Here is a 25,451-nt window from a genome sequence, read left to right on the forward strand (position 1 = left end):
TGAAGATTTGGAAGCGGTTATTCACTGAATTTGACCGCTCTTATTATGCATAACACTGCCCGTTTTACACGGGCAGTGTTATTTAGAGCGTCTATTTTTGGTACAGGATTTTATGGGAAAAAAACTCGTCATTGTTGAGTCGCCGGCCAAGGCCAAGACCATCAAAAAATATCTGGGCAAAGATGTAGAAGTCTTGGCATCTTATGGTCATGTCCGGGATTTACTGCCTAAAGAAGGTGCAGTCGACCCGTCGAATGATTTTGCAATGAAATATCAGATTATCGATCGCAACAGTAAACATGTTGAGGCGATTGCCAAAGCCATGAAAAAAGCCGACACGCTCTATCTGGCAACGGATCCGGATCGTGAGGGAGAGGCTATCTCCTGGCATTTGTATGAGTTATTAAAAAAGAAAGGCGTATTAAAAGATAAAGAAACCTTTCGTGTTGTTTTCCACGAGATCACCAAACAAGCCGTCAATGATGCGGTAGCGAATCCACGCGAACTGTCGATGGATTTGGTCAATGCTCAGCAAGCGCGTCGAGCGCTCGATTATCTGGTTGGCTTTACCCTTTCGCCACTGTTGTGGAAAAAAGTTCGTCGAGGCTTGTCTGCGGGCAGGGTGCAAAGTCCAGCGCTTAGAATGATTGTCGAGCGAGAACTGGAAATTGAAGCGTTCAAAGCTCAAGAATATTGGACCATCGAAGCTGATGCTGCAGCTGAGAAAATACCGTTTCAAGCAAAATTAACCCAATACAAAAATGAAAAACTTAGTCAGTTCAGTATTGAACATACTGAGCAGGCAGATGAAGTCGTTAAAACATTAAACAAAGCTTCTGAAGGCAAACTGTTAGTTACTCACGTTGAGAAAAAACAACGTAAACGTAATCCCGCTGCACCATTCACCACTTCAACATTGCAACAGGAAGCTTCCCGTAAATTAGGCTTTGGCGCACAGCGCACCATGAGTGTTGCTCAACAGTTATATGAAGGTGTGGATACAGGCGAGGGGGCAGAAGGTTTGATCACCTACATGCGTACCGACTCGGTAACGCTGGCGGCAGAAGCAATCGAAGAAATCCGCATATTTATCGGTCAGCGATATGGCGCTAAATCGGTGCCGAGCAAGCCGCAGGAATATAAAACCAAATCCAAAAATGCCCAAGAAGCGCATGAGGCGATCCGCCCAACCTCAGTGTTGCGCACGCCAGATGAAATGAAGGCGTATTTATCTGCCGATCAACACAAACTGTATAACCTGATATGGCAGCGTACTTTAGCCAGTCAGATGATCCACGCGACTTTGAATACCGTTGCCGTGGATTTGGGCTGTGGCAAGGGAAATACATTCCGTGCCAATGGTTCTACCGTAGTTAATCCTGGCTTTATGAGTGTTTATCTGGAAGGTAAAGACGATACCAAAGGCGACAAAGACGAAACTATTTTGCCGCCGATGGAAGTTGGAGAAGTTATCGACTTAATTGCCATCCGTCCTGAGCAGCATTTTACCGAGCCACCACCGAGATACAGTGAAGCCAGTCTGGTCCGCAGTCTTGAAGAGCATGATATTGGCCGTCCATCAACTTATGCCAGCATCATTTCCACCCTGTTGCAACGTGAATATGTTGAGTTAATTACAAAACGCTTTCATCCAACCGATGTGGGGCGTGTTGTCGGCAAGTTTCTGGTCGAACACTTTACCCGCTATGTGGACTATGACTTTACCGCCAAACTGGAAGATGATCTGGATGCGGTATCGCGCGGCGAGGCGGAATGGATACCCTTATTACGTAATTTCTGGGGACCATTTAAAGAGCAAGTTGAAACCAAGGACAAGGAAGTTCAGCGTAGCGATGTAACACAAGAACTGTTGGATGAAGATTGTCCGAAATGCGGTAAAAAATTATCCAGCCGGTTGGGCCGCAGTGGCCGCTTTATCGGTTGTACCGGTTATCCTGAATGCGATTACACACGCAACATTGATGGCGAAGAAACCACGGCCAGTGAACCGGAAGTGGTTGAAGGTCGTAAATGTCCTAAATGTGAATCAGATCTTTGGGTACGTACCGGTAAGTACGGCAAATTCATCGGCTGCAGCAGTTATCCGAAATGTAAGCATATCGAATCTTTGGAGCAGCCGGATAAAACCGGTGTTGAATGCCCGAAATGTAAAAAAGGCGAGATCCTTACCCGTAAGTCACGACGCGGCAAGGTGTTCTATTCCTGTTCGGAATACCCAACCTGTGATTATGCGATATGGAATGAGCCGGTTGCCGAACCATGCCCTAATTGTAATTGGCCTATTTTGAGTATCAAAACCACCAAGAGTAAAGGCACCGAAAAAGTCTGTCCGCAGAAAGACTGCGGTTACAGCGTCAAAGTGGAAGGCGCTTAAAAATAAAAAGGGACGTGAAAATGTCCCTTTTTTATCTACCTCATATTTGGCTATTACTTTTTCTTATCGGAATGACCTAAATCCTGCTCTGGAGCAATGACATCGCGAACACGTTGTTTCAGCTCGGTAATATCCGGGAAGCGGCCTTCCTGTTTTCTTGACCAGACCAACTCACTATCCGCCGTTACTTCAAACACTCCGCCGGTACCCGGTTTAAGCGTTAATTCAGTGATCTCGCCATCAAAAGTACTGAGTAATTCTTGGGCCATCCAAGCTGCTCTGAGCATCCATCGGCATTGCGTGCAATAGGTAATCGTAATGTTGTGCATTAATCAGCTTTGATGGCTTCAAAAGTTTGACTGGCCAGCTCCATTGCTTGAGATGTGTCAGCAGCAAGCACATTAAAGTGACCCATTTTGCGACCAGCACGTGCTTCTTTTTTTCCGTATAAATGCAGCTTGATATCTGGCTGAGTAAGTAGTTTATTCCAGTGTGGCTGGCTATTGCCCCACACATCACCTAATAAATTAATCATCACAACAGGCGAGATAAGCTCAGCATTTCCAGCTGGCAAACCGCAAAGCATTCTTACTTGTTGTTCAAATTGTGAGGTGCGGCAAGCATCCAGGGTGTAATGACCGGAATTATGTGGTCTCGGTGCGATTTCATTAGCAATAATGTCACCTTGTTTCGAGACGAAAAATTCGACTGCCATGGTGCCAACGTATGCAAGGCCTTCAGCAATTTTACTGGCCATTTCAATCGCCGTTTGCTGAAGTGATTCTGCCGCAATGCTCGGCACAGTGGTCGAATGTAGGATGCCATTGATATGCACATTTTCAGCGACCGGGAAAGGCGTTATCTGTCCATCCTGACCGCGTGCTAACACAACGGATATTTCTCGTTCCAGATCAATACGCTGTTCCAGAACACATTCTTTTTGTCCCATGGCATCAAATGCTGCATACACGGCTGATAAATCTTCGCAAACAATCTGACCTTTTCCATCGTAGCCAAAAGTCGCTACTTTCAGTATGGCCGGGAAAGTAACCTGATTGTTGAGGCTATCAATATCGTTGCTGGAGTTTATTTTGACAAAAGGTACGGTCGAGATGCCTTGAGCACGAATAAAGTTTTTTTCAACATTACGGTTCTGCGTACTCGCCAGAGCCGTTGATGAGGGATGAACGACAGTGCGTTGTTCAAGAAATGCCAAGGTGCTGGCAGGAATGTTTTCGAATTCAGTAGTGATCGCTGCACAAAGTTGGGCAAGTTCGGCGAGGGCAGATTCATCGGTATAAGCCGCACAGATATGTTGATCAGCAATAATGCCTGCAGGACTGTTTTTATCCGGATCCAGCACAATAACTTTATAGCCCATTGTCTGAGCTGCGGTGGTAAACATGCGACCTAATTGGCCGCCGCCCAGCATTCCTAGTGTGGCACCTGGTAAGATCATTTACGTCCTCAGTTTTATGCTAATGGTGGCAGCGTCATGTCCAGAACGGCCTGATGCTGACTTTTACGAAACTGCTCAAGTTTTGCTTCCAGTTTTTTGTCATGGATAGATAACTGGGCAATAGCAAATAGGGCTGCGTTGGCGGCACCAGCTTCACCAATGGCAAAGGTCGCCACAGGTATTCCCTTCGGCATTTGCACAATGGATAATAAAGAATCCTGACCTTTCAGGTAGCGAGATGGAACTGGTACTCCCAGAACGGGTACCAATGTATTCGCAGCGAGCATGCCAGGTAAATGAGCAGCACCTCCGGCACCAGCGATAATACAGCTTAATCCTTTAGCTTTAGCCGTTTTAGCATACTCGGTTAACAGGTCAGGTGTTCGGTGGGCAGAGACAACTTGAGTTTCATAGGCTACGCCGAAAGCTTCAAGTTGCTCGACGGCTTTTTGCATGACGGGCCAGTCACTGTTGCTGCCCATCACTACACCTACCAGTGGTTTGTCCATTGTTAGTCCGATTGTATTGTCAGAAAAGCAGTGCATTTTAGCTATTTTATTGAAAATAGGAAAATTTACTGCTGATAGCACGGTCTAAAAGTGTAGCTAGAATTGAATGGTGCCGGATCAATCGTTATACTAGGTGATCCTTTCTGCCGTGTTTTTGTGCGACGCTCCTCAGTTTTGACATAGCTGTGCTGGTTTAACCACCGGAATGGAGCTGCGACGGCGCTAACAAACGATGAAGGTATGTGACGTGAGTCAGCCAACAGAACTAACACAAGGTCTTTACAGACCTGAATTTGAGCGCGATAACTGCGGATTCGGCCTGATTGCCCAAATGGATGGTAAGCCAAGCCACTGGCTGGTTAAAACCGCCATTGAAGCTTTGGGTAACCTGACCCATCGAGGTGCGATCGGTGCTGATGGTAAGACCGGCGACGGTTGCGGTTTATTGCTGAAAAAGCCTGACAGCTTCTTTAAAGCGATTGCCGAAGAGCTTGGCTTTTCATTGGCAGAGCATTATGCAGTCGGTATGGTTTTTCTGTCACAGGACGACAACAAAGCACAGTTAGCGCAGGATGCGGTGAGCGAAAAACTGACTGAACAGGGCTTGCATGTATTGGGCTGGCGCGAAGTGCCGGTTGATGCTGAAACAGCCTGCGGTCAGGAAGCCTTACGTTTATTGCCGAAGATGCGTCATGTATTTGTTAATGCCGGTGAATCAATGGATGCTGCCGCTTTTGAGCGCAATCTATACATCGCTCGCCGTAAAGCAGAAAAAGCAATCACCGACGATAAAGACTTTTACATTCCAACCCTGTCATCACAAGTGGTGTCTTATAAAGGCCTGGTAATGCCGTCTTACTTACCGGTGTTTTACAAAGACCTTGGTGATGAGCGGATGGAAACGGCTATTTGCGTATTCCACCAACGTTTCTCCACCAATACTTGGCCGCAATGGCGTTTGGCTCAGCCTTTCCGTTATCTGGCACACAATGGTGAAATTAATACTGTCCAAGGTAACCGTAACTGGGCTTTAGCGCGTGGCGCCAAGTTTGCGACATCATTGATCGAAAACATGGAAGACATTCGTCCATTAGTTGGTACCACCGGTTCTGACTCATCTAGCATGGATAATATGCTGGAAGCATTGTTGGCGGGTGGCGTTAGCATGTTCCGTGCAATGCGTTTGTTGATTCCACCAGCTTGGCAGAACGATCCGACCATGGATGCGGATCTGAAAGCATTCTACGATTTTAACTCGATGCATATGGAACCATGGGATGGTCCCGCCGGTGTCGTTATCACCGATGGTCGTTATGCAGCGTGTACGTTAGATCGTAATGGTTTACGTCCTGCGCGCTATGTCATTACCAAGGATCGCCATATCACACTGGCATCAGAAGTCGGCGTTTATAACTATCAGCCAGAAGATGTCGTAGCAAAAGGTCGTCTGAAACCAGGTCAAATGCTGGCGGTAGACACTCAGACCGGTGAGTTGTTGATGCCGGAAGATATCAATAATATGTTGAAAAACGCTCAGCCATATGGCGAGTGGCTGAATAATAATTTACAGCGTCTGGAAGACACAGAAAGAGACGATCAGCATACCTTGCCGGAAATTCAGGGTGAAGAGCTGGAAATCTTTGAAAAAATGTTCGGCGTCAGCTTCGAAGAGCGCGATCAAGTTCTGCGAGTTTTAGGTGAGATCGGTCAAGAAGCCGTTGGTTCGATGGGTGACGATAGCCCGTTTGCGGTCATGTCTCAGAAAGTCCGTTCGTTGTACGACTTTTTCCGTCAGCAGTTCGCTCAGGTCACCAATCCGCCGATCGATCCGTTGCGTGAAAACATTGTTATGTCGCTGGAGACCTGTATCGGTCAAGAGCGCAACCTGTTTGAAGAAGGTGAAGATCACGCTCAGCGGGTGGTGCTGGATTCTCCGGTACTGACTGAAAAGCTGTTCAATCAAATCCTTAAATTGGGTGACAACGATCCAGAATACAAATCCTATCGTATTTCGTTGAATTACCAGCCAGAAATCGGCCTGGAAAAAGCAATTGATGCAATTTGTGCTGATGCAGAACAAGCTGTCCGTACTGGCAATGTTGTATTGGTTCTTAGTGATCGTGATATTTCCAAAGATACACTGCCGGTACATGCCCTACTGGCAACTGGTGCGGTACATCAGCATCTGATTAAATCCGGTTTGCGCTGCGATGCCAACTTGATTATTGAAACCGCAACCGCCCGTGATCCACATCATTTCGGGGTGCTGCTGGGCTATGGCGCAACTGCAATTTACCCTTATCTTGCATACGCTTGCTTGCAGGATCTGCGTGCCACCAATGAAATTAAAGATATTGAGCATGCTAAATTATGCCGTCACTACCGTAAAGGCATCAATAAAGGATTGTTCAAAATCACCTCGAAAATGGGTATCTCAACGATTGCCAGCTACCGTGGCGCTCAACTGTTTGAGATTGTCGGTTTGAACGATGCTGTGGTTGAAAAATGTTTCACTGCCACAACCAGCCGAGTCAACGGAGCTGATTTTGAAGCCTTGCATGAAGATCAGTTGCAACTATCTAAATTGGCTTGGAATCAACGTAAAAAACGTGAACAAGGCGGTTTGCTGAAATTCATCCATGGTGGTGAATATCACGCCTATAACCCGGATGTTATTGGCACGCTGCAGAAAGCCGTTCAGGGTGGCAGTTTTGATGACTACAAAACTTATGCGGCTCTAGTTAACGAACGGCCAGCGATGGTTTTACGCGACCTGCTTGATGTCAAATTGGCTGATACACCGCTGGATATTGAAGAAGTTGAAGATACTGGCGCTATTCTCAAACGCTTTGACAGCGCAGGTATGTCTTTAGGTGCTTTATCGCCCGAAGCTCATGAGGCTTTGGCGATTGCGATGAACCGTTTAGGTGGTCGTTCAAATTCTGGTGAAGGTGGCGAAGATCCGGATCGTTTTGGTAACGAGCGTGTCTCCAAAATCAAACAGATTGCTTCAGGCCGCTTTGGCGTAACACCACATTATCTGGTCAACGCAGAAGTATTGCAGATCAAAATCGCTCAAGGCGCCAAGCCTGGCGAGGGTGGTCAGTTACCTGGTGGCAAAGTCAATCAGATGATTGCGACACTGCGCCATTCTGTACCAGGCGTAACACTGATTTCACCGCCGCCACATCATGATATCTATTCGATTGAAGATCTGGCGCAGCTGATTTTTGACTTGAAACAGGTCAACCCGGATGCCTTGGTATCAGTAAAACTGGTATCGCAAGCAGGTGTCGGAACCGTTGCCGCAGGTGTGGCAAAAGCCTATGCCGATTTGATTACTATTTCTGGTTATGACGGTGGTACCGGTGCAAGCCCGCTGACATCGGTCAAATATGCTGGCGGTCCTTGGGAGCTTGGCTTGAGTGAAGCCCACCAGACTCTGCGTGCCAATGATTTACGTGACAAAGTTCGTCTGCAAACAGATGGCGGTTTGAAAACTGGTTTGGATGTCATTAAGGCAGCGATTCTGGGGGCAGAAAGTTTTGGCTTCGGTACTGGTCCTATGGTGGCATTAGGTTGTAAATATCTGCGGATCTGCCATTTGAATAACTGTGCGACCGGTGTTGCAACGCAGAATGAAAAGCTGCGTACACAGCACTTTATCGGTTTGCCACAAATGGTGATGAACTACTTCCAGTTTGTGGCTCGCGAAACCCGTGAGTGGTTGGCTAAACTTGGTGTTCGTAGTTTGCAGGACTTAATTGGTCGTACTGATTTACTGGAAATTTTGCCGGGCACTACGGACAAGCAACGCGGATTGAACCTGCAACCGTTATTGTCAAACGCTGGTGTTCCGGCCGATAAACCCCAGTTCTGTCTTGAACCGAAAAATGAACCTTATGATAAAGGTGAATTGGCTGAACAGATGGTGGTTGATATTAAAGAAACCATCGTTAATAAAACTGGCGGTGAATTCAGTTACAGCATTCGTAACATAAACCGTTCAATTGGCGCACGGTTATCTGGTGAGATTGCCAAGCTTCATGGCAATTACGGCATGATTGATAAGCCTATCCGTCTGAATCTGAAAGGTTCTGCCGGACAAAGCTTTGGTGTATTCAATGCCGGCGGTCTGGAAATGCGTCTTGAAGGCGATGCCAATGACTATGTCGGTAAAGGCATGGCGGCAGGTAAATTGACCATTTATCCATCACCTGAAAGTGATTTTGAAACGCAGAATGCCAGTATTATTGGTAACACCTGTTTATATGGTGCGACTGGCGGTGAATTGTATGCAGCAGGTAAAGCTGGCGAACGCTTTGCAGTACGTAATTCCGGCGCAGTAGCTATTGTCGAAGGCGTCGGCGATCACGGTTGTGAGTATATGACTGGTGGGGTTGTTGTCGTGCTGGGCGAAACCGGCCTGAATTTTGGTGCGGGTATGACTGGCGGTCTGGCTTATGTGCTGGATTTGGATAACACCTTTGCTGAGCGTTATAACGAAGAGCTGGTTGAATTGGTGCGGATTGACAGCGACGAAATGTCCGAAGCTGCTCTGCATCTAAAAGGCCTTATTGAAGACCACGTGCGTGAAACCGGTAGTGTCTGGGCGCACCAGATCCTGGATCGCTTTGAACAGGCGATTAAAGAATTCTGGCTGGTCAAACCCAAAGCAGCGTCATTGGATGGTTTATTGAAAATCGCCACCAAAGCGGCCTGATACAACTGGTAAAACAAAATAACGATGAAAAAAAATACGTTTCAATTTTTAGATGTAGGTCGTGTTGACCCCAAAAAACTCGATGCAAATGTTCGCAAACAGCAATTTGGTGAAATTTACGGGCAATTTGATGCGCCTCAGGCGGCTGAACAGGCTGACCGGTGTCTGGAATGTGGTAATCCTTACTGTGAATGGAAGTGCCCAGTACACAACTATATTCCAAACTGGCTGAAACTGATTAGTGAAGGCAATCTTGAACAGGCTGCTGAACTGGCCCATCAGACGAACACTTTGCCAGAAATTTGTGGTCGGGTATGTCCTCAAGACCGTCTATGTGAAGGCGCCTGTACCTTGAATGACGGCTTTGGCGCCGTGACCATTGGCTCTGTAGAAAAATACATTACCGATACCGCTTTAGCTCAAGGCTGGCGTCCGGATTTATCCAAGGTTGTCGATACTGGTAAACGTGTTGCGGTGATTGGCGCGGGCCCTGCAGGTTTAGGTGCCGCTGACGTATTAGTTCGCAATGGTGTAAAACCAGTAGTGTTTGATCGCTACCCTGAAATTGGTGGCTTACTGACCTTTGGTATTCCAGAATTTAAATTAGAAAAAGACGTTGTTAAACGCCGCCGTGAAGTCATGGAAGGTATGGGAATTGAATTCCGTCTGAATACCGAAGTAGGTAAAGACGTTGAATTTGATGCTTTGCTTGACGAATACGATGCTGTTTTCCTCGGTATGGGAACCTACACTTACATGAAAGGTGGCTTCCCTGGCGAAGAATTGCCAGGCGTATATGAAGCGTTACCGTATCTGGTGGCGAACAACAAAAAATTGCTGGACTTACCTTCAGAAAATTATGTTTCGCTGGAAGGTAAGAAGGTAGTGGTGCTTGGTGGTGGTGATACAGCAATGGACTGTAACCGTACGGCAATTCGTCAAGGTGCAACTAACGTTATCTGTGCATACCGTCGTGATGAAGAAAACATGCCGGGCTCCCGCCGTGAAGTAAATAATGCGCGTGAAGAAGGCGTTGAATTTATGTGGAATCGCCAGCCGATTGAAATTGTTGGCGATGGCAATAAAGTAACCGGTGTCAAAGTGGTCACTACAGCAATGGGTGAGCCCGACGAGCGTGGTCGTCGTCGTCCTGAGCCTGTAGCCGGCAGTGAAGAAATTATTCCTGCTGATGCAGTCGTCATCGCTTTTGGTTTCCGCCCAAGCCCAGCACCATGGTTTGAAAAATTCAATGTCAGCATTGATGATGGTGGCCGTGTTGTTGCTCCTGCTGAAGGTGCTTGTGCTTATCAAACCACTAATCCGAAAATCTTCGCCGGTGGTGATATGGTTCGTGGCTCTGATCTAGTGGTTACCGCTGTTTGGGAAGGTCGCCAGGCGGCTGAAGGTATTCTTGAATATCTGGAAGTGTAAAACTCCAGTTTTTATCTGAAAAATAGTGGCAATCTTATCGCACTGAGTTGGTCATACTCGATTGAGTCTGATCTCTCAGTGCGATTTTGTTTCTGAGTTAGGGCTTGTTTATCTTTCATATCCGCCTCTGTTGTGAGCTGAAAAAGCGTCAATCAAGGCACGAGGAGCGCCTTTTAGTTATTCTAAATAAGCGACGAGCAACGCAGAGTGACGCTTTTTCAGTCACAACCCGAAGGGCTGGGGCTATTTTTGCGGCCGCCTGCGTTGTCAATCACTTATGTAGGGTGGCTACACTGCGTGCTTTCCGCCTTGTCGGACACAAAAATAGCCGCCAGCAGTGGTGGATATGAAAGATCAACAAACCCTAGTAATTGCCATCAACAAAAAAGGTGCTCCGGTGTCCGAATTAAAAAATGATCGTTATCTGCGTGCTTTATTAAAACAACCTGTCGATAAAACTCCGGTTTGGATTATGCGTCAGGCTGGCAGATACTTGCCCGAGTACCGTCAGGTGCGTGAGAAGGCCGGTAACTTTATGACTTTGTGTACTACGCCAGAACTGGCCTCTGAAGTCACTTTGCAGCCGCTTCGACGTTACGATCTGGATGCCTCGATTATCTTTTCCGATATTTTGACAATTCCTGATGCAATGGGGCTTGGTCTGCATTTTGTTGCCGGAGAAGGGCCCAAATTTCATAAAACCATACGCAGTGCAGCAGATGTAGCCAATCTCAGCGTTCCGGATATGGAAGACAGTCTGGGTTATGTGATGGATGCGATCCGTCTGACCCGCAGAGAAATTGATGGCAAAGTGCCATTAATCGGCTTTAGTGGCAGCCCTTGGACCTTGGCTTGTTATATGGTTGAAGGCAGTTCGAGCAAAGATTTCTCCAAAATCAAAGCTATGATGTTTGATGAGCCAGAAGTGATGCATAACTTGCTATCAGTACTTGCTAAGTCTGTCACCGCTTACCTGAATGCTCAAATAGCTGCCGGAGCTCAAGCATTGATGTTATTTGATACCTGGGGCGGGGCGTTAAGTGGGCCAAACTACAGAGAGTTCTCCCTTGCTTATATGCAGCAAATTATCAGCGGCTTAACCAAAGAAAATGAAGGAAGACGCGTGCCGGTAACCATGTTTACCAAAGGCGGCGGCCAATGGTTAAGTCATATGGCCGAAGTAGGAGCGGATGCTTTAGGACTGGATTGGACAACGGATATCTCACTGGCGCGTTACCAAGTAGGTGAGAAAGTCGCATTGCAGGGGAATATGGATCCTTGCGTTTTATATGCTCAGCCGGAACGAATAAAAACAGAAGTAAAAGAAATTCTCAAAGCCTATGGTCATGGCAGTGGCCATGTGTTTAATTTGGGCCATGGTATTCATCCGACGATTAATCCGGAACACGTTGCAGCGTTAGTGGATGCGGTGCATGCAGAAAGTGTTCAATATCATCAGTAATGGTTATCTATTAAAGCTGTAACAAGCCTTTGGGCTTGGTAAATTTCAGATATAAAAAAGGGCAGGATAAACCTGCCCTTTTTTGTTGTGTCGAGAATGACTTAGTTAGAATTATTAGTGAACTCTGGGTATGCTTCCATACCACATTCCACCAAATCCACACCTTCGTATTCTTCTTCTTCGGTCACACGCAGACCCATAATCATTTTCAGTACTGCCCAGACAATGAAGCTGGAAACAAATACCCAAACAAAGATGGTTACGGCACCGATGATTTGTGCAGAGAAACTGGCATCAGCGTTTGTCAGTGGCACTGCAAGCAGACCCCACAGACCAACCACACCATGCACAGAGATTGCACCGACAGGGTCATCAATTTTCACTTTATCCATAAAGACGATTGAGAACACTACAATCGCACCACCCACAGCACCAATGATGGTTGCCATCAATGGAGTCGGAGTGTCAGGGCCAGCAGTGATTGCAACCAGACCAGCCAGAGCACCATTCAGAATCATGGTTAAGTCAGCTTTACCGAATAACAATTTGGCAACAACCAGAGCAGCAAGTACACCACCAGCCGCTGCAGCATTTGTATTCAGGAATACCATTGCCACTGCGTTGGCACTAGCCATATCGCCTAATTTCAGAACAGAACCGCCGTTGAAGCCGAACCAACCCATCCACAGGATAAAGGTACCTAAAGTGGCTAAAGGCAGGTTTGCACCAGGGATTGGGCGAACTTCACCGTTAGGACCATATTTACCTTTACGAGCACCCAGTAAGATAACACCAGCTAATGCTGCAGCAGCACCCGCCATGTGAACAATACCGGAACCAGCAAAATCCAGGAAGCCAAGGTCACCCAGGTTGTACATGCCAAATACATCAGCACCACCCCAAGTCCAAGAACCTTCCATTGGGTAGATGAATGCAGTCATTACAACGGCAAATGCAGCGAAAGCCCACAATTTCATACGTTCAGCAACCGCACCTGAAACGATAGACATTGCTGTAGCAACAAACACAACTTGGAAGAAGAAGTCAGATGCAGAAGAGTAAACTGCGCCGCCTTCAAAGCCTTCTTCAGCAGATAATGCCAATGCATCAGCTACCAGTGTTTCACCACCGTCAATACCTGCAAGGAATAAACCGCCGCCGTACATAATGTCATAGCCAACCACTAAGTAAGAGGTACAAGCAATAGCAAACAACATGACGTTTTTGGTCAGAATTTCAGTGGTGTTTTTAGCACGAACCAGACCTGCTTCAAGCATTGAGAAGCCGGCCGCCATCCACATAACCAAAGCACCACATACTAAAAAGTAAAAGGTGTCCATGGCGTACTGGAGTTGGAAGATTTCATTTTCCATTATCTATACTCCCTAAGCTTACAGAGCTTCTGGGCCGGTTTCGCCAGTGCGAATCCGAACCACTTGCTCAAGTGGGTAAACGAAGATTTTGCCATCACCGATTTTGCCAGTGTTAGCGCCTTTAATGATAGCTTCGATAACTTGTTCTACGATGCCATCATCAATTGCGATTTCCAGTTTCAATTTTGGCAGGAAATCCACAACGTACTCCGCACCTCTGTATAGCTCAGTGTGCCCTTTTTGACGTCCAAAGCCTTTTACTTCAGAAACCGTTAAACCTTGCACGCCGATTTCGGAGAGTGATTCGCGGACATCATCAAGCTTGAAAGGCTTGATAATTGCTACAACTTGTTTCATAAGCGTATTCCTTCTTTAGAATAAACCGCCTTGCAGTTGCAAGGCGGTCCACGGTTCAGGTCTTAGAATGATTTAGAAACACTAACTGTAAAGATATTGTCGACCAGATCTTTATCACCAGCAAAGTCTTCACCGTCACTATCAGTATCTGTCCAAGTTAATGCGAAATCTAGATCAAACATGGTTTTAGAAACACCGATTAGGTAATCGTTATAGCTTGGTCCATCTTGATCTTCATTATCAAAATCTTGATAACCAATATGAGCCATAAACGTTACGTCATATGGAAGGCCATATTCAAAAGCAATATTGTAATAAGTAGCATCCTCGCCGCCATTAAAGACGTTACCAGTATGTGCAATACCAAATGTAAAGAAGCTATAGCTTAAACTACCATATATTTCGTTAAAGTCAGCTGAGCCGCCTAAACCTGGGTAGTAATAACGAATCGCACCGATATCATAACCAATTCCAGTTTCGCCAATTTCACTGGCAAAACCACCATAAAGGTTGAATTCTGATTTAGCTTCATCTTCATCCGCTGTCTCTCCGTTGCCAAAGTCGACATTAGATGCCCAAGCACCAACATACAAACCAGAGGCATGACCATAATCCAAGCCACCTTGGATAGTAGGATTGTTATCTGTTTGTGAAGCGCCACGGAAAATGTAATCACTGCCTAATAAAACGTTAGCAGTTACTGAATGCGCACCGTCTTCGCTTTCCCATGCCATTGCTGATGAAGTAGCTAAAACTGTAGTTGCAGCAAGACACATTGCTGAGAGCGTTTTGAATTTCATTTAAATCTCCTCGTTTGAATTGTTTTGTAGTCTTGTTCAATCCGATGCGTTGATTTTTTACAACATCGTGTATTCAGACTGCCACAACTAACGCAGTTTACATGCCAGTTTTAAAAAACGATTAAAATACATATGCTTAGGCTAATTTGTAGATATTGTGCTGTTATCAAAAGAGTTATTTTGGTGCGATGAGTAAATTGCTTTGCTCAAAAATGGTGCAAATTCTGTTAATGATGTTTAATGACTGGCTTGTTATGATGCCTGCACCTACGAAGATGAGAACAATATATGAATTACCCACAGATTAATCCCGTTGCGCTTGAACTTGGCCCACTTGCTATCCATTGGTATGGCTTGATGTACCTGTTTGGTTTTGTCGCAGCCTGGATGCTGGGCCGATGGAGAGCCAATGAACATGGTTGGGAAAAATCGCAGGTAGAGGATTTGCTTTTCTATGGTGCAATCGGGGTGATTTTGGGCGGCAGGATTGGTTACGCGTTATTCTATGATTTACCGAATATACTTGATAACCCACTGAATTTATTCAAAGTATGGCAAGGAGGTATGTCTTTCCATGGTGGCTTGATTGGCGTATTGGTTGCAATTTGGTTATTTGGCCGTAAGTCAGACAAATCATTTTTTGAGATCAGTGACTTTGCTGCGCCAATGGTACCACTAGGCTTATTCTTTGGTCGGATAGGTAATTTTATTAATGGTGAATTATGGGGAAGGGTATCTGATGTGCCATGGGCTATGGTTTTTCCAACGGGAGGACCGCTGGCTCGTCATCCATCACAGCTTTATCAGGCAATGCTTGAAGGTTTATTACTGTTTATTATCTTATGGTGGTTCTCAGCAAAAACTCGTCCCCGTGCAGCGGTATCAGGTTTATTTCTATTAGGTTATGGCTGTTTCCGCTTTATCGCAGAGTTTTACCGGGTGCCCGATCCGCAATACGGTTACTTGGCGTTTGATTGGTTCACCATGGGACAATTACTCTGTGTACCGATGATCATCGCTGGGCTGGGTATGATGCTTTGGGCCTATCAACGGTCTAATCCAGCAAAATCATCAACCAAGTAGCGGCACTTAATAATAAAGTTAGTAACACAGCAAGCGATCCATAATCCTTGGCTCGGCCAGACAGTTTGTGTACATCGGTGCTCACCCGATCGACCACACACTCAATGGCCGAGTTAAGTGCTTCAACAATCAGTACCGCTACCAGAGAGGCAATCATCAGCAGTCTTTCAGCTGGGGTGACATCAAGAAAAAAGCTCACAATACCAAGCAATAACAGCAGAATAAATTCCTGTCGGAATGCGGATTCATAACGGATTCCGGCGTATAGGCCTTGCAACGAATAAACCAATGCAAACATTAAGCGCTTGATACCGGTGTTTTTTTCAATCATCGTGACAGTGTCCAGTGAGTTTGATAAAGAGGATGTTGAGGTTGCTTGGGATTTTGAGCAAAGCTAAACATAAATGATTGAAATATTAGGCAAAGATTATGACTGGCATGTTAAAATCACCAGTCTTTTTACATGTTTTGTCGTGGGTGAGTTATGCAGTATCAGGATCAATATGACGTAATAGTCGTTGGCGGCGGCCATGCCGGTACCGAAGCTGCGTTAGCGGCTGCCCGCCAAGGTGTAAAAACCCTTTTGCTCACGCAAAATATCGAAACTCTCGGCCAAATGAGCTGTAACCCGGCAATCGGTGGCATCGGCAAAGGCCATCTGGTTAAAGAGATTGATGCTCTGGGCGGTATCATGGCCAAAGCAGCCGATCGGGCCGGTATCCAATTCAGAATTCTGAATGCCAGCAAAGGCCCAGCGGTAAGAGCTACTCGCGCACAGGCTGATCGTGTTCGTTACCGTGCTGCCGTTCGCGCCGTATTGGAGTCACAACCCAATCTTTATTTATTCCAGCAAGCGGTTGATGATTTGATCGTTGAAAATGGTCGTGTTGCCGGTGTTGTCACCCAATCGGGTTTACGGTTTGGTGCTAAAACCGTTGTGCTTACTGTCGGTACTTTCCTTGGTGGCGTAATTCATATTGGTTTACAGCGTCATCAAGGTGGTCGTGCCGGAGATCCTGCTTCGGTTGCATTGGCAGAACGTTTGCGAGCCTTACCTTTCCGTGTTGACCGTTTAAAAACGGGTACACCACCACGTATTGCCACCAGCAGTATTGATTTTTCACAGTTGGCTGAACAACCAGGTGATAGCCCAACACCGGTATTTTCATTTCTTGGCAAACGTGAACATCATCCGGCCCAGATTTCCTGCCACATCACCCATACCAATGAAAAAACTCATGAAGTGATCCGCAATAATCTGGACCGTTCACCAATGTACAGTGGTGAAATTGAAGGCATTGGTCCACGTTATTGTCCTTCGATTGAAGATAAAGTGGTGCGTTTTGCTGATCGTAATTCACACCAGATTTTCCTTGAGCCAGAAGGTTTGGACTGTAATGAAGTCTATCCCAATGGTATTTCCACCAGTCTGCCGTTTGATGTGCAATATGAGATTGTGCGTTCAATGAAAGGTTTGGAAAATGCCCACATCACTCGTCCGGGCTATGCCATTGAATACGACTTTTTTGATCCACGTGATTTAACCCCGTGGCTGGAAACCAAACATATGCCGGGCCTGTTCTTTGCCGGTCAGATTAATGGCACGACGGGTTATGAAGAAGCAGCCGCACAAGGTTTGATCGCTGGTCTGAATGCCGGTTTACAGGCTCGTGAGCTTGAGCCTTGGTTCCCACGTCGTGATGAAGCCTATATCGGTGTGTTAATCGATGACTTGATTACCTCAGGTACTAAAGAGCCATACCGTATGTTCACCAGTCGTGCAGAATATCGCTTGATGTTACGTGAAGATAATGCCGATTCGCGTCTGACACCGATTGGTCGCCAGTTAGGCATTGTTGATGATGAGCGTTGGGCCGTATTCAGTGCCAAGCTGGAAGCGATTGAGTCTGAAAACACCCGCTTGAATACCACACGGGTATCAGCAGACAAAATAGATCAGCAACGTGCTATTTCAGTACTGGGTGAACCGCTTGCTAAAAGCAGTACGGCGATTGAATTATTACGTCGTCCTAGTGTGGATTATCAAGGCTTGATGACATTATTGGGTGAAGAACAGTCTGTTGCGGATGATGTCGCGGAACAGGTGATGATTCAGGTGAAATATGCTGGCTATATCAATCGCCAGCAAAATGAGGTGAATCGTCTGCAACGCAATGAAGGTACAACGCTTCCAGCCGATTTGGACTACCACAATGTACGTGGCTTATCGAATGAAGTCCGGGAAAAACTACAAAATGCCAAACCACAAAGTTTAGGCCAGGCTGCACGGATCTCGGGTGTGACTCCTGCTGCTGTCTCATTATTACTGGTTCATCTGAAACGTTCCGGCTGGAGTGAAGCGAGCTGATGGGATCTGATTTAAAAGCACAGCTCGATGCGGGCTGTGCAGAACTGCAATTACAACTTTCTGACGATCAAAAAAGCTTATTACTGGATTATCTGGCGCTGCTGCAAAAATGGAACAAGGTCTATAACCTGACCTCTGTACGTGATCCTCAATCCATGTTGACGCGTCATATACTCGACAGCTTGTCACTGATTCCTTACCTGAATTGTAAAAGCTTATTGGATGTTGGCAGTGGCGCCGGGCTACCCGGAATCCCCATTGCCATCTGTTTTCCGCAAATGGCCGTGACCTTGCTGGACAGCAATATCAAAAAGACACGTTTTTTACAGCAAGTAAAAGCCGAATTGAAATTGAATAATGTCACGGTAGTTCATGGGCGTGTGGAACAAATAAGCCTGCCAAAGGTAGAAGTGGTTACCGCCAGAGCATTTGCCACCATTGCCGAGATTATTGATTTAGCCGCAAGACACTGCGATGATGCGGGCAGCCTGCTATTGATGAAAGGCGTTTACCCTGAACAAGAACTGGCAGCGGTTCAAAACGGTTTTAAACTACGAGATGTTGTGCCGTTGAGTGTACCGGGGGATCAGGCTGAAAGGCATCTGGTAAGACTGATTAAGGATTAAAGTCAGTGGGAAATATATTTGCGGTTACCAATCAGAAAGGCGGTGTCGGTAAAACGACTACCACAGTAAATCTGGCGGCTTCACTTGCTGATGCCGGCAAGAAAGTATTGATGATTGATTTGGATCCGCAAGGTAATGCGACCACCGGCTGTGGCATTGATAAAGAAGCCATTGAGGTCAGCAGTTATGACGTCATTATGGCGGAAGCTAAAGCCAGTGACGCCATCATCCGTCCCGAAGGTTTGGGCTTTGATGTAATGCCTACAAACACTGATTTGACAGCCGCCGAAGTCCAGTTGCTGGACATCAAACTGCGCGAACACCGCCTCAGATTAGCGTTGGAATCCAGCAAAGAAAAATACGACTTTATTCTGATCGATTGTCCGCCATCATTGAGCATGCTAACAGTCAATGCACTGGTGGCCTCTAAAGGCGTGTTAATCCCTATTCAATGTGAATATTACGCGTTGGAAGGCCTGACATCTTTGCTGCGTACTATTGAAAGAGTAAAACAACGCGCCAATCCGGCGCTGGAAGTGACTGGCATGGTACGAACCATGTTTGATGCACGTAACAACCTGGCTAATCAGGTTTCCCGTCAGTTGATAAGTCATTTTCAAGGCAAAGTCTTTCATTCAATTATTCCACGCAATGTTCGCTTAGCCGAAGCGCCCAGTCATGGTCTGCCTGTGTTAAATTATGACAGGACTTCACGTGGCTCAATTGCTTACATGGCACTGGCCAGTGAATTGATGCGTCGTGATAAAAAAGCAACATCAGCAAGTTAACACACAGGTATTCCTAGCATGGTAAGTAAAAAAAGAGGATTAGGCAGAGGACTTGATGCGCTGTTAGGTGACGTCAATCAGGATGAAAACAGCCTGAATGACAGCTTGCAACATTTTCCTCTCGACATGATCCAGCCCGGCAAATACCAGCCGCGTATGGATATGTCTCAGGAATCCCTTGAAGAACTTGCTGATTCGATTCGTGCTCAAGGTCTGGTGCAACCAATTGTGGTTAGACCGATCGAAGGCGGTCGTTATGAAATCATTGCCGGTGAACGGCGCTGGCGGGCATCTAAACTTGCTGGTCTGGAAAGTGTTCCGGTTTTAATCAAAGATGTGTCAGATCGCAGCGCGATAGCCATGGCATTGATTGAGAATATCCAACGCGAAAATCTGAACCCGATGGAAGAGGCTAACGCCTTGTTCCGACTTCGTGAAGAATTTGAATTAACCCATCAGCAAACTGCCGAGGCAGTGGGTAAATCCCGAGCCACCATCACCAATTTACTACGTCTGCGTAATCTCAATGATGATGTGAAAAAGTTGCTGGAGAACTGCGATCTGGAAATGGGTCATGCCCGCACTCTGTTAGCATTGGAAGGCGAAAGCCAATCCGAAGCAGCATTACAGATCGTTGAAAAAGGTCTTTCTGTTCGTGAAACGGAACAGCTGGTCCGCCGTCTGTTAAAACCCTCAGCAACAGATAAGCCGGAAGTCGCTCAACCTTCAGTCGAAGAAATCGAGCAAATTGAACAGCGTATTGTTGAAAAACTTGGCAATGGTTTTAGTATTAAACACCGCGCCAATGGTAAAGGTAAGCTGGTGTTTGATTATGCCAATGTCGATGAGCTAAAACGGCTGATCAAGCAAATTGGCGTTTAAATACAGTAAAACAATTTTCTCAGTATTTTCATCCAACAGGTTGCACAGAATTAGGGACATCGATGTGTCACTGTGGTGCAACTTTGTTTCATTATCTGCAATAACAAACTGCCCTGGCTGAAGTTAGAGCTGCTAAGTGTGCTTGCAATCACGTTTTTAAAGTCTTTATATCTGTTCCACACAATTCAGCCATTCGCTGGACTGACAATTGCATATTGCTGTTTATTCAAAAATTATGGAATCAGCAATGAAATTGTTGAACAGAATATTCAATTCATCAGAACTCAGTGAAGCCAACCTAAGCAAGGTGTTGGTACCTGAACTTCCAGACATTCAGCATTTTTCAGAAGAAGAAAAGCGGTTTTATCGTTCTATTCAATTAGTGAGCAGCCAGACAGCCCAGCTTTCCAGACAGATTTTCCGCGCGTTGGAAGTCCAGCAAAACTTTTTATCTGAAATCGGTCAGCGGACTGACAAACTGGATACCGAGTTAAAACAAGCTAATGATTATCTGAATAGCTCAAATTCCACCGTTGGTGCATTGCAATCTCAAATTGATGTAGAGGTGAATGATGTCAATGCCGCTGTCGGGCTGGCTATGCAGCAAATATCTCTCACATTGAATGAAAAATCCGAAAGCGTCACTGATGTGCTTGACGGCATTCTGGAAATTGGCCGTGGGGTAAACATGTTGGCACTTAATGCTGCTATAGAGGCTGCGCGTGCAGGTGAGCATGGTCGTGGTTTTGCGGTTGTGGCAGATGAAGTCCGACGATTGGCAGCAGTCACTATGGAAAGAGCGCAGCAGGCCTCCAAGCAACTCGACTTCACGCAAGTTAATGCCGAACTGGATAACATTAGCCAGACCAATGCCGAAAGATTGAACAATTTTGTTGAGGTTATTCAATCTGCCACCGGGCAGTTGACCGAGCTGTTTCAGTCAATCAGCGAGCAGTTGACGGCGGTAATGGAAAACACCACCGTGATTTTTGAAACGCTGGATTTAAGCAACGGCATCATGCAGCGCATTCACAGTAAAAACAAAATCATTAATGAAGTGGTTGAAGACACCTCAAAAGGTCTGGAAAAAATTGATATTCAAGCCGCAGACATCAATGCCGCCGTCAAATCAATGGATGCCACATTGAAAAAACTCTATCTGGTACCTGATGCGGCACATGATCAGCTGGATGATATTTTGCATCGTGGCAAACTTCGCGTTGCTATTGAGCCAAACTTTGTTGGTTTGTCTTTCCGGGAAAAACTGGGTGAGCCCCTTAAAGGCATGGATGTGGATTATGCCAAAGCTTTTGCTCATTTTCTCGGCGTTGAATGTGAATTTATCGAAGCACCCTGGGATATGTGTACCGAGTTACTCACGGCAGGTAAAAAATATGGCGAACCGCCTGCAGACATTGTTATCAGTGCACTGCCACCATCTGCTGAATATGACAATATTGCCTACTCTGAAGCCTATACCTACCTGCACTGGGTATTGGCTCGCCGTAAAGGCGACAACAATATCAACCGACTTGAAGATTTAGTTGGCAAAGTAGTCGGTATCATCAATGATCCGGCTGCATTCCAAGTGCTCGAAGATCGCGGACTTCGCTGGAGTAGTAATGAAAGTAAATCCGGTGGACGGATTAAGCTGGATAATCTGATTGCCTATTCTGATCAGTCACGAATCCACAACTGCCTGGCTGATGGGGTAGTGGATGCCTTTGGTGTTGACTTGCCGATTTATTATTGGGCCAGTGAAAATCCCGGCAGTCCTTGGTACGGCAAAATCGAGATTATTCCTGGCAATATTGCACAGCAGCCGTATTACTACACAATGGCAGTAAATGCCTGGGGTTCAAGTTATCGATTGCTGGCAAAAGCCAATGAGTTTATTGCCTGGTTCAAACAACAACCAGAACGTAAACAGATCGAACAAAGGTGGCAGGGTTCAGCAGTGAATGGCAGCATCAGCTACCGTGATGAACCTGGCAATTTGATGGGTGAGGCGGAACTTAAAACGTTATATGAAGCGCATTGCCGGAAGTTTGATTTACAGCCCAAATCACTGGAACTCCCCTTAAAATACAAAAGGGCATAGTTAAAATTGCCCCAGGTTAATTCAAAGTTTATGTTTTAGTAACACCCTTGTCGGGAAAATATCACAGTTAACTTCACTCAAAAGCAGAATCCAAAATGGAAACTTTCACAACGAAAAAATTGTGAACACGTTATTTCATAAATCTGCAATTTTCTTCAGCCTAAAATAAATTAACCGAGATAGTCGTTGACCATGCAAAGCATAGGTCTATATAATTCCCTGATTTGCTTAAGGCAAAACTAAGATCCAGCGGATAAAAATGGAGCAGTTAACCAGAGTTAAGCCCGTAAATCGTTTGCTAAAAACCCAGTTTATAGCATTGATTATCATGGTGGCTTGTGTCTTCTGGTTACAAGGCAAGGATGTCGCCATAGCCCTGTGCTTTGGCGGAATGATCAGTTTGGCCAACACATTGCTGCTTCGGTGGCATTTACTGAAAACAGTCAAGAAGGCTGGTGCAAACCCAGAGCTAAACCTTGGGGGAGCATTCAGGTGTATTGCAGAGCGATGGTTGCTCACCATAGCTATGTTTGCAGTGGGATTTGCGGTGCTTGAACTTCGCGCCCTACCTTTACTGCTCGGCTTCGCGGCGATGCAAATAATTTTATTTATTGGACATATGAGACAGGCTTGAGATAAATCATGGCAGAAGAGCTAACAGTATCATCACATATCAAGCACCATCTACAGAATCTGGCATTTGGTCAAAAACACGTAGAAGTAGAGCCAGGTGTTTGGGAAGCGACAGGCGAATGGGGTTTTGCTTTGTCATCCGGCGAAGCAGCACAGATGGGTTTCTGGTCGATCCACGTAGACACCATGTTTATGTCCATCATGCTTGGCGTGGTGATGATGTGGTTCTTCCGTAGCGTGGCCAAAAAAGTTTCTGCTGGTGTTCCTACCCCGATGCAGAACTTCGCAGAAATGATTATAGAGTTTGTTGATACCACGGTTCGTGGTTCATTTGCAGGTGGTAAAACCACCTTTGTTGCACCATTAGCCCTGACCATTTTTGTTTGGGTTTTCTTAATGAATTTAATGGACCTTGTGCCGGTCGATGTCTTCCCTCAAATCGCTGCACATACTGGTTCCTTCCTCTTCGGCGTCGATCCTCACGACGTATTTTTCAAAATCGTACCAACAACTGACATTAATGCCCCTCTCGGTATGGCGTTAACCGTGTTGTTACTGATTATCTTCTTTAGCATCAAGATTAAAGGTTTGGGTGGCTTCTTCGGTGAGCTTGCTTTCCAGCCATTCGGCAAGAAAATGCTACCGTTCAACTTTGTGTTGGAAGTGGTGACGTTGTTAGCAAAACCCTTCTCTTTAGCAATGCGTTTATTCGGTAACCTTTACGCCGGTGAAATGATCTTCATCCTGATCGCCACTATGTACAGTGCCGGTTTGGTTATTGGTTCACTAGGCGCTCTGTTACAGGTTGGCTGGGCAATTTTCCATATCCTTATTATCACCTTGCAGGCATTCATCTTCATGGTGCTGACCATCGTATATCTGGATATGGCACATCAGGAACATCACTAATTTTTTGAGTGGTTTTTAGCTTTACTTTTTATTTATCAAAGAAGTTTTAGGAGAAAGAAATGGAACTAGGTTTAATCTTAATTGCAGGTGCTTTAATGGCTGGTCTGGGCGCACTGGGTGCCGCTTTAGGTATCGGTTTGTTGGGTGGACGTTTCCTTGAAGCTGCTGCACGTCAACCAGAATTAGTACCAGTTTTACGTACACAGTTCTTCTTGGTTGCAGGTCTGCTTGACGCGGTGCCAATGATTTCTGTTGGTTTGGCAATGTACGTGTTGTTCGCAGTTGCGGTTTAATAGTTTAAACACTAACTACCACTACCGTTGCGATAACAAAGAGGTACAGGCATGAATATCAATGCAACCTTGATAGGTCAAGCAATTGCGTTCCTGTTGTTTGTTGGCTTTTGCATGAAATATGTATGGCCACCGATTATGCAGGCGCTTGATGAGCGTAAAAAGAAAATCGCTGATGGCCTGGCTGCTGCAGAGCGTGGCAGACATGAACAGGAATTGGCAGAGAAGCGTGCTCAACAAGTGATTCACGAAGCCAAAGATCAGGCAAGCGAAATCGTTTCCCAGGCACAACGTCGTGGAAATGAAATTGTTGATGAAGCTAAAGGTACTGCACGTATTGAAGGTGAACGAATTATGTCATCTGCACGTGCGGAAATTGAGCAAGAAGCGAATCGGGCTCGTGATGAACTGAGAGTTCAAGTCGGTGCGGTTGCACTGGCGGGTGCTGGCAAAATCCTTAATCGTGAGATTGATGATAAAGCCCACAGTGATCTGCTCGATGAGTTAGTCAGCCAAATCTAGAGGAATCATAGGATGGCAGAATCAATAACCATCGCTCGCCCCTACGCATCAGCCGTATTTGCGATAGCACAAGAAAAAGGTGATATGCAGACATGGTCTGAGCTGCTTGCAGTTCTGGCTCAATGTGCTGAGAACAGTGAAATCCAGGCTATTTTGGATAACCCTACCGTCAGTGATGAGCAAGCGGTTGATTTCCTGGCTGGTATTACAGGTGACTTAAGTGCGGACGCTCGTGGTTTTCTGCTGTTGTTAGCAGAAAACAATCGACTGATGCTGTTGCCTGAAATAGCTGAGCTATATGAACAGTTACGCGCCGATGCGGAACAAAAACTGTTTGCAGATGTGATCACTGCGCGTCCATTGACCGATGAGCAAAAAAGCAAGATTGCTGCAGCACTGAAAAAACGTTTAGGCAAAGAAATTACGCTCAGCGAGAGTGTGGACGAAAGTCTGCTGGGTGGCGCAATCATTCGGGCAGGCGATCTGGTAATCGATGGATCTGCCTTAGGTAAATTGAACAGACTGGCCAGCGCGATAAGCTAAGCGGCCCGTAAAGAGGAAACAGAGATGCAACTGAATTCAGCAGAAATCAGTGACCTGATTAAAAAGCGAATTGAAAGCTTTGACGGGGCTACTGAAGCACGAACAGAAGGCACCGTAGTCGGTGTAACCGATGGTATCGTGCGTATTCATGGTCTTGCCGATGTCATGTCCGGGGAAATGCTTGAGTTTCCAGG

Annotated in this window: 22 protein-coding genes and 1 pseudogene; 16 read left to right on the plus strand and 7 right to left on the minus strand. The window is 46.0% G+C overall.

Annotated features, from left to right (window positions below):
- Positions 1-112: 112 nt before the first annotated feature.
- On the plus strand, positions 113-2,395 hold the full coding sequence (gene topA, locus Q7V21_RS01130; RefSeq protein ID WP_304915530.1) for a type I DNA topoisomerase: 2,283 nt from the start codon (positions 113-115) through the stop codon (positions 2,393-2,395).
- Between the two features lie 53 nt (positions 2,396-2,448).
- On the opposite strand, the gene Q7V21_RS01135 is transcribed toward topA, so the two are convergent.
- Genes Q7V21_RS01135 through purE form a run of 3 tightly spaced genes read right to left on the minus strand, consistent with a single transcriptional unit; the run spans position 2,449 to position 4,363 of the window.
- Positions 2,449-2,724, minus strand: coding sequence for a SelT/SelW/SelH family protein (locus Q7V21_RS01135; protein ID WP_304915531.1), 276 nt, complete (start codon positions 2,722-2,724; stop codon positions 2,449-2,451).
- Positions 2,724-3,854 carry a 5-(carboxyamino)imidazole ribonucleotide synthase gene (locus Q7V21_RS01140; protein WP_304915532.1) on the minus strand — a complete coding sequence of 377 codons (1,131 nt, stop codon included), beginning with the start codon at positions 3,852-3,854 and terminating at the stop codon, positions 2,724-2,726. Before Q7V21_RS01140 ends, Q7V21_RS01135 begins: the two co-directional genes overlap by 1 nt.
- 14 nt (positions 3,855-3,868) lie before the next feature.
- Positions 3,869-4,363 carry a 5-(carboxyamino)imidazole ribonucleotide mutase gene (gene purE, locus Q7V21_RS01145; RefSeq protein WP_136553824.1) on the minus strand — a complete coding sequence of 165 codons (495 nt, stop codon included), beginning with the start codon at positions 4,361-4,363 and terminating at the stop codon, positions 3,869-3,871.
- Positions 4,364-4,595: 232 nt separating this feature from the next.
- Between purE and gltB the strand changes: the two genes are divergently transcribed.
- From gltB to hemE, 3 genes are all read left to right on the plus strand, one after another.
- Positions 4,596-9,086 (plus strand): glutamate synthase large subunit, encoded by a 4,491-nt coding sequence (gene gltB / locus Q7V21_RS01150; RefSeq protein ID WP_304915533.1) that lies wholly within the window; start codon positions 4,596-4,598, stop codon positions 9,084-9,086.
- Between the two features lie 24 nt (positions 9,087-9,110).
- Entirely contained in the window at positions 9,111-10,517 is a 1,407-nt protein-coding gene (locus Q7V21_RS01155; protein ID WP_136553828.1) for an FAD-dependent oxidoreductase, read from the plus strand.
- Between the two features lie 397 nt (positions 10,518-10,914).
- Positions 10,915-11,979, plus strand: a complete 1,065-nt coding sequence (gene hemE, locus Q7V21_RS01160; RefSeq protein WP_304915544.1) for a uroporphyrinogen decarboxylase — start codon at positions 10,915-10,917, stop codon at positions 11,977-11,979.
- Between the two features lie 101 nt (positions 11,980-12,080).
- Here hemE and Q7V21_RS01165 read toward each other — a convergent pair whose 3' ends face one another.
- From Q7V21_RS01165 to Q7V21_RS01175, 3 genes are all read right to left on the minus strand, one after another.
- Entirely contained in the window at positions 12,081-13,352 is a 1,272-nt protein-coding gene (locus tag Q7V21_RS01165; protein ID WP_136553830.1) for an ammonium transporter, read from the minus strand.
- Between the two features lie 18 nt (positions 13,353-13,370).
- Positions 13,371-13,709 carry a P-II family nitrogen regulator gene (locus Q7V21_RS01170; RefSeq protein WP_069294829.1) on the minus strand — a complete coding sequence of 113 codons (339 nt, stop codon included), beginning with the start codon at positions 13,707-13,709 and terminating at the stop codon, positions 13,371-13,373.
- 62 nt (positions 13,710-13,771) lie between these two features.
- The gene (locus Q7V21_RS01175) at positions 13,772-14,509 is read right to left on the minus strand and encodes a TorF family putative porin (RefSeq protein WP_304915534.1); all 738 of its coding nucleotides are present in this window, start codon (positions 14,507-14,509) and stop codon (positions 13,772-13,774) included.
- Positions 14,510-14,797: 288 nt separating this feature from the next.
- Between Q7V21_RS01175 and lgt the strand changes: the two genes are divergently transcribed.
- Positions 14,798-15,592: a prolipoprotein diacylglyceryl transferase gene (gene lgt / locus Q7V21_RS01180; RefSeq protein WP_304915535.1), complete on the plus strand. Its 795-nt coding sequence runs from the start codon at positions 14,798-14,800 to the stop codon at positions 15,590-15,592.
- On the opposite strand, the gene Q7V21_RS01185 is transcribed toward lgt, so the two are convergent.
- Complete coding sequence (locus Q7V21_RS01185; RefSeq protein ID WP_292361378.1) at positions 15,564-15,923, minus strand: diacylglycerol kinase; 360 nt, start codon at positions 15,921-15,923, stop codon at positions 15,564-15,566. The genes lgt and Q7V21_RS01185 overlap by 29 nt on opposite strands.
- Before the next feature lie 153 nt (positions 15,924-16,076).
- Between Q7V21_RS01185 and mnmG the strand changes: the two genes are divergently transcribed.
- The 11 genes and pseudogenes from mnmG to Q7V21_RS01240 form a co-directional block, all read left to right on the plus strand.
- Positions 16,077-17,960: a tRNA uridine-5-carboxymethylaminomethyl(34) synthesis enzyme MnmG gene (mnmG, locus tag Q7V21_RS01190; protein WP_304915536.1), complete on the plus strand. Its 1,884-nt coding sequence runs from the start codon at positions 16,077-16,079 to the stop codon at positions 17,958-17,960.
- Positions 17,960-18,586 (plus strand): 16S rRNA (guanine(527)-N(7))-methyltransferase RsmG, encoded by a 627-nt coding sequence (gene rsmG, locus Q7V21_RS01195; RefSeq protein ID WP_304915537.1) that lies wholly within the window; start codon positions 17,960-17,962, stop codon positions 18,584-18,586. The genes mnmG and rsmG overlap by 1 nt, the downstream gene beginning before the upstream one ends.
- 5 nt (positions 18,587-18,591) lie before the next feature.
- Positions 18,592-19,374, plus strand: coding sequence for a ParA family protein (locus Q7V21_RS01200; protein WP_304915538.1), 783 nt, complete (start codon positions 18,592-18,594; stop codon positions 19,372-19,374).
- Between the two features lie 18 nt (positions 19,375-19,392).
- On the plus strand, positions 19,393-20,256 hold the full coding sequence (locus Q7V21_RS01205) for a ParB/RepB/Spo0J family partition protein (protein ID WP_304915539.1): 864 nt from the start codon (positions 19,393-19,395) through the stop codon (positions 20,254-20,256).
- Between the two features lie 247 nt (positions 20,257-20,503).
- Positions 20,504-22,357, plus strand: a complete 1,854-nt coding sequence (locus Q7V21_RS01210; RefSeq protein WP_304915540.1) for a methyl-accepting chemotaxis protein — start codon at positions 20,504-20,506, stop codon at positions 22,355-22,357.
- Positions 22,358-22,616: 259 nt separating this feature from the next.
- A complete protein-coding gene (locus Q7V21_RS01215; RefSeq protein WP_304915541.1) occupies positions 22,617-22,991 on the plus strand; it encodes an ATP synthase subunit I in 375 nt (124 codons plus the stop codon).
- An 8-nt stretch (positions 22,992-22,999) separates the two neighbouring features.
- The gene (gene atpB, locus Q7V21_RS01220) at positions 23,000-23,899 is read left to right on the plus strand and encodes a F0F1 ATP synthase subunit A (protein WP_370654037.1); all 900 of its coding nucleotides are present in this window, start codon (positions 23,000-23,002) and stop codon (positions 23,897-23,899) included.
- A 59-nt stretch (positions 23,900-23,958) separates the two neighbouring features.
- Positions 23,959-24,192, plus strand: coding sequence for a F0F1 ATP synthase subunit C (gene atpE, locus Q7V21_RS01225; protein ID WP_069294818.1), 234 nt, complete (start codon positions 23,959-23,961; stop codon positions 24,190-24,192).
- Positions 24,193-24,243: 51 nt separating this feature from the next.
- The gene (locus Q7V21_RS01230) at positions 24,244-24,714 is read left to right on the plus strand and encodes a F0F1 ATP synthase subunit B (protein WP_304915542.1); all 471 of its coding nucleotides are present in this window, start codon (positions 24,244-24,246) and stop codon (positions 24,712-24,714) included.
- A 12-nt stretch (positions 24,715-24,726) separates the two neighbouring features.
- Positions 24,727-25,257, plus strand: coding sequence for a F0F1 ATP synthase subunit delta (locus Q7V21_RS01235; RefSeq protein WP_304915543.1), 531 nt, complete (start codon positions 24,727-24,729; stop codon positions 25,255-25,257).
- A gap of 24 nt (positions 25,258-25,281) precedes the next feature.
- A pseudogene (locus Q7V21_RS01240) lies at positions 25,282-25,451 on the plus strand (F0F1 ATP synthase subunit alpha); the annotation flags it as partial.

This window comes from Methylophaga sp., assembly GCF_030651745.1.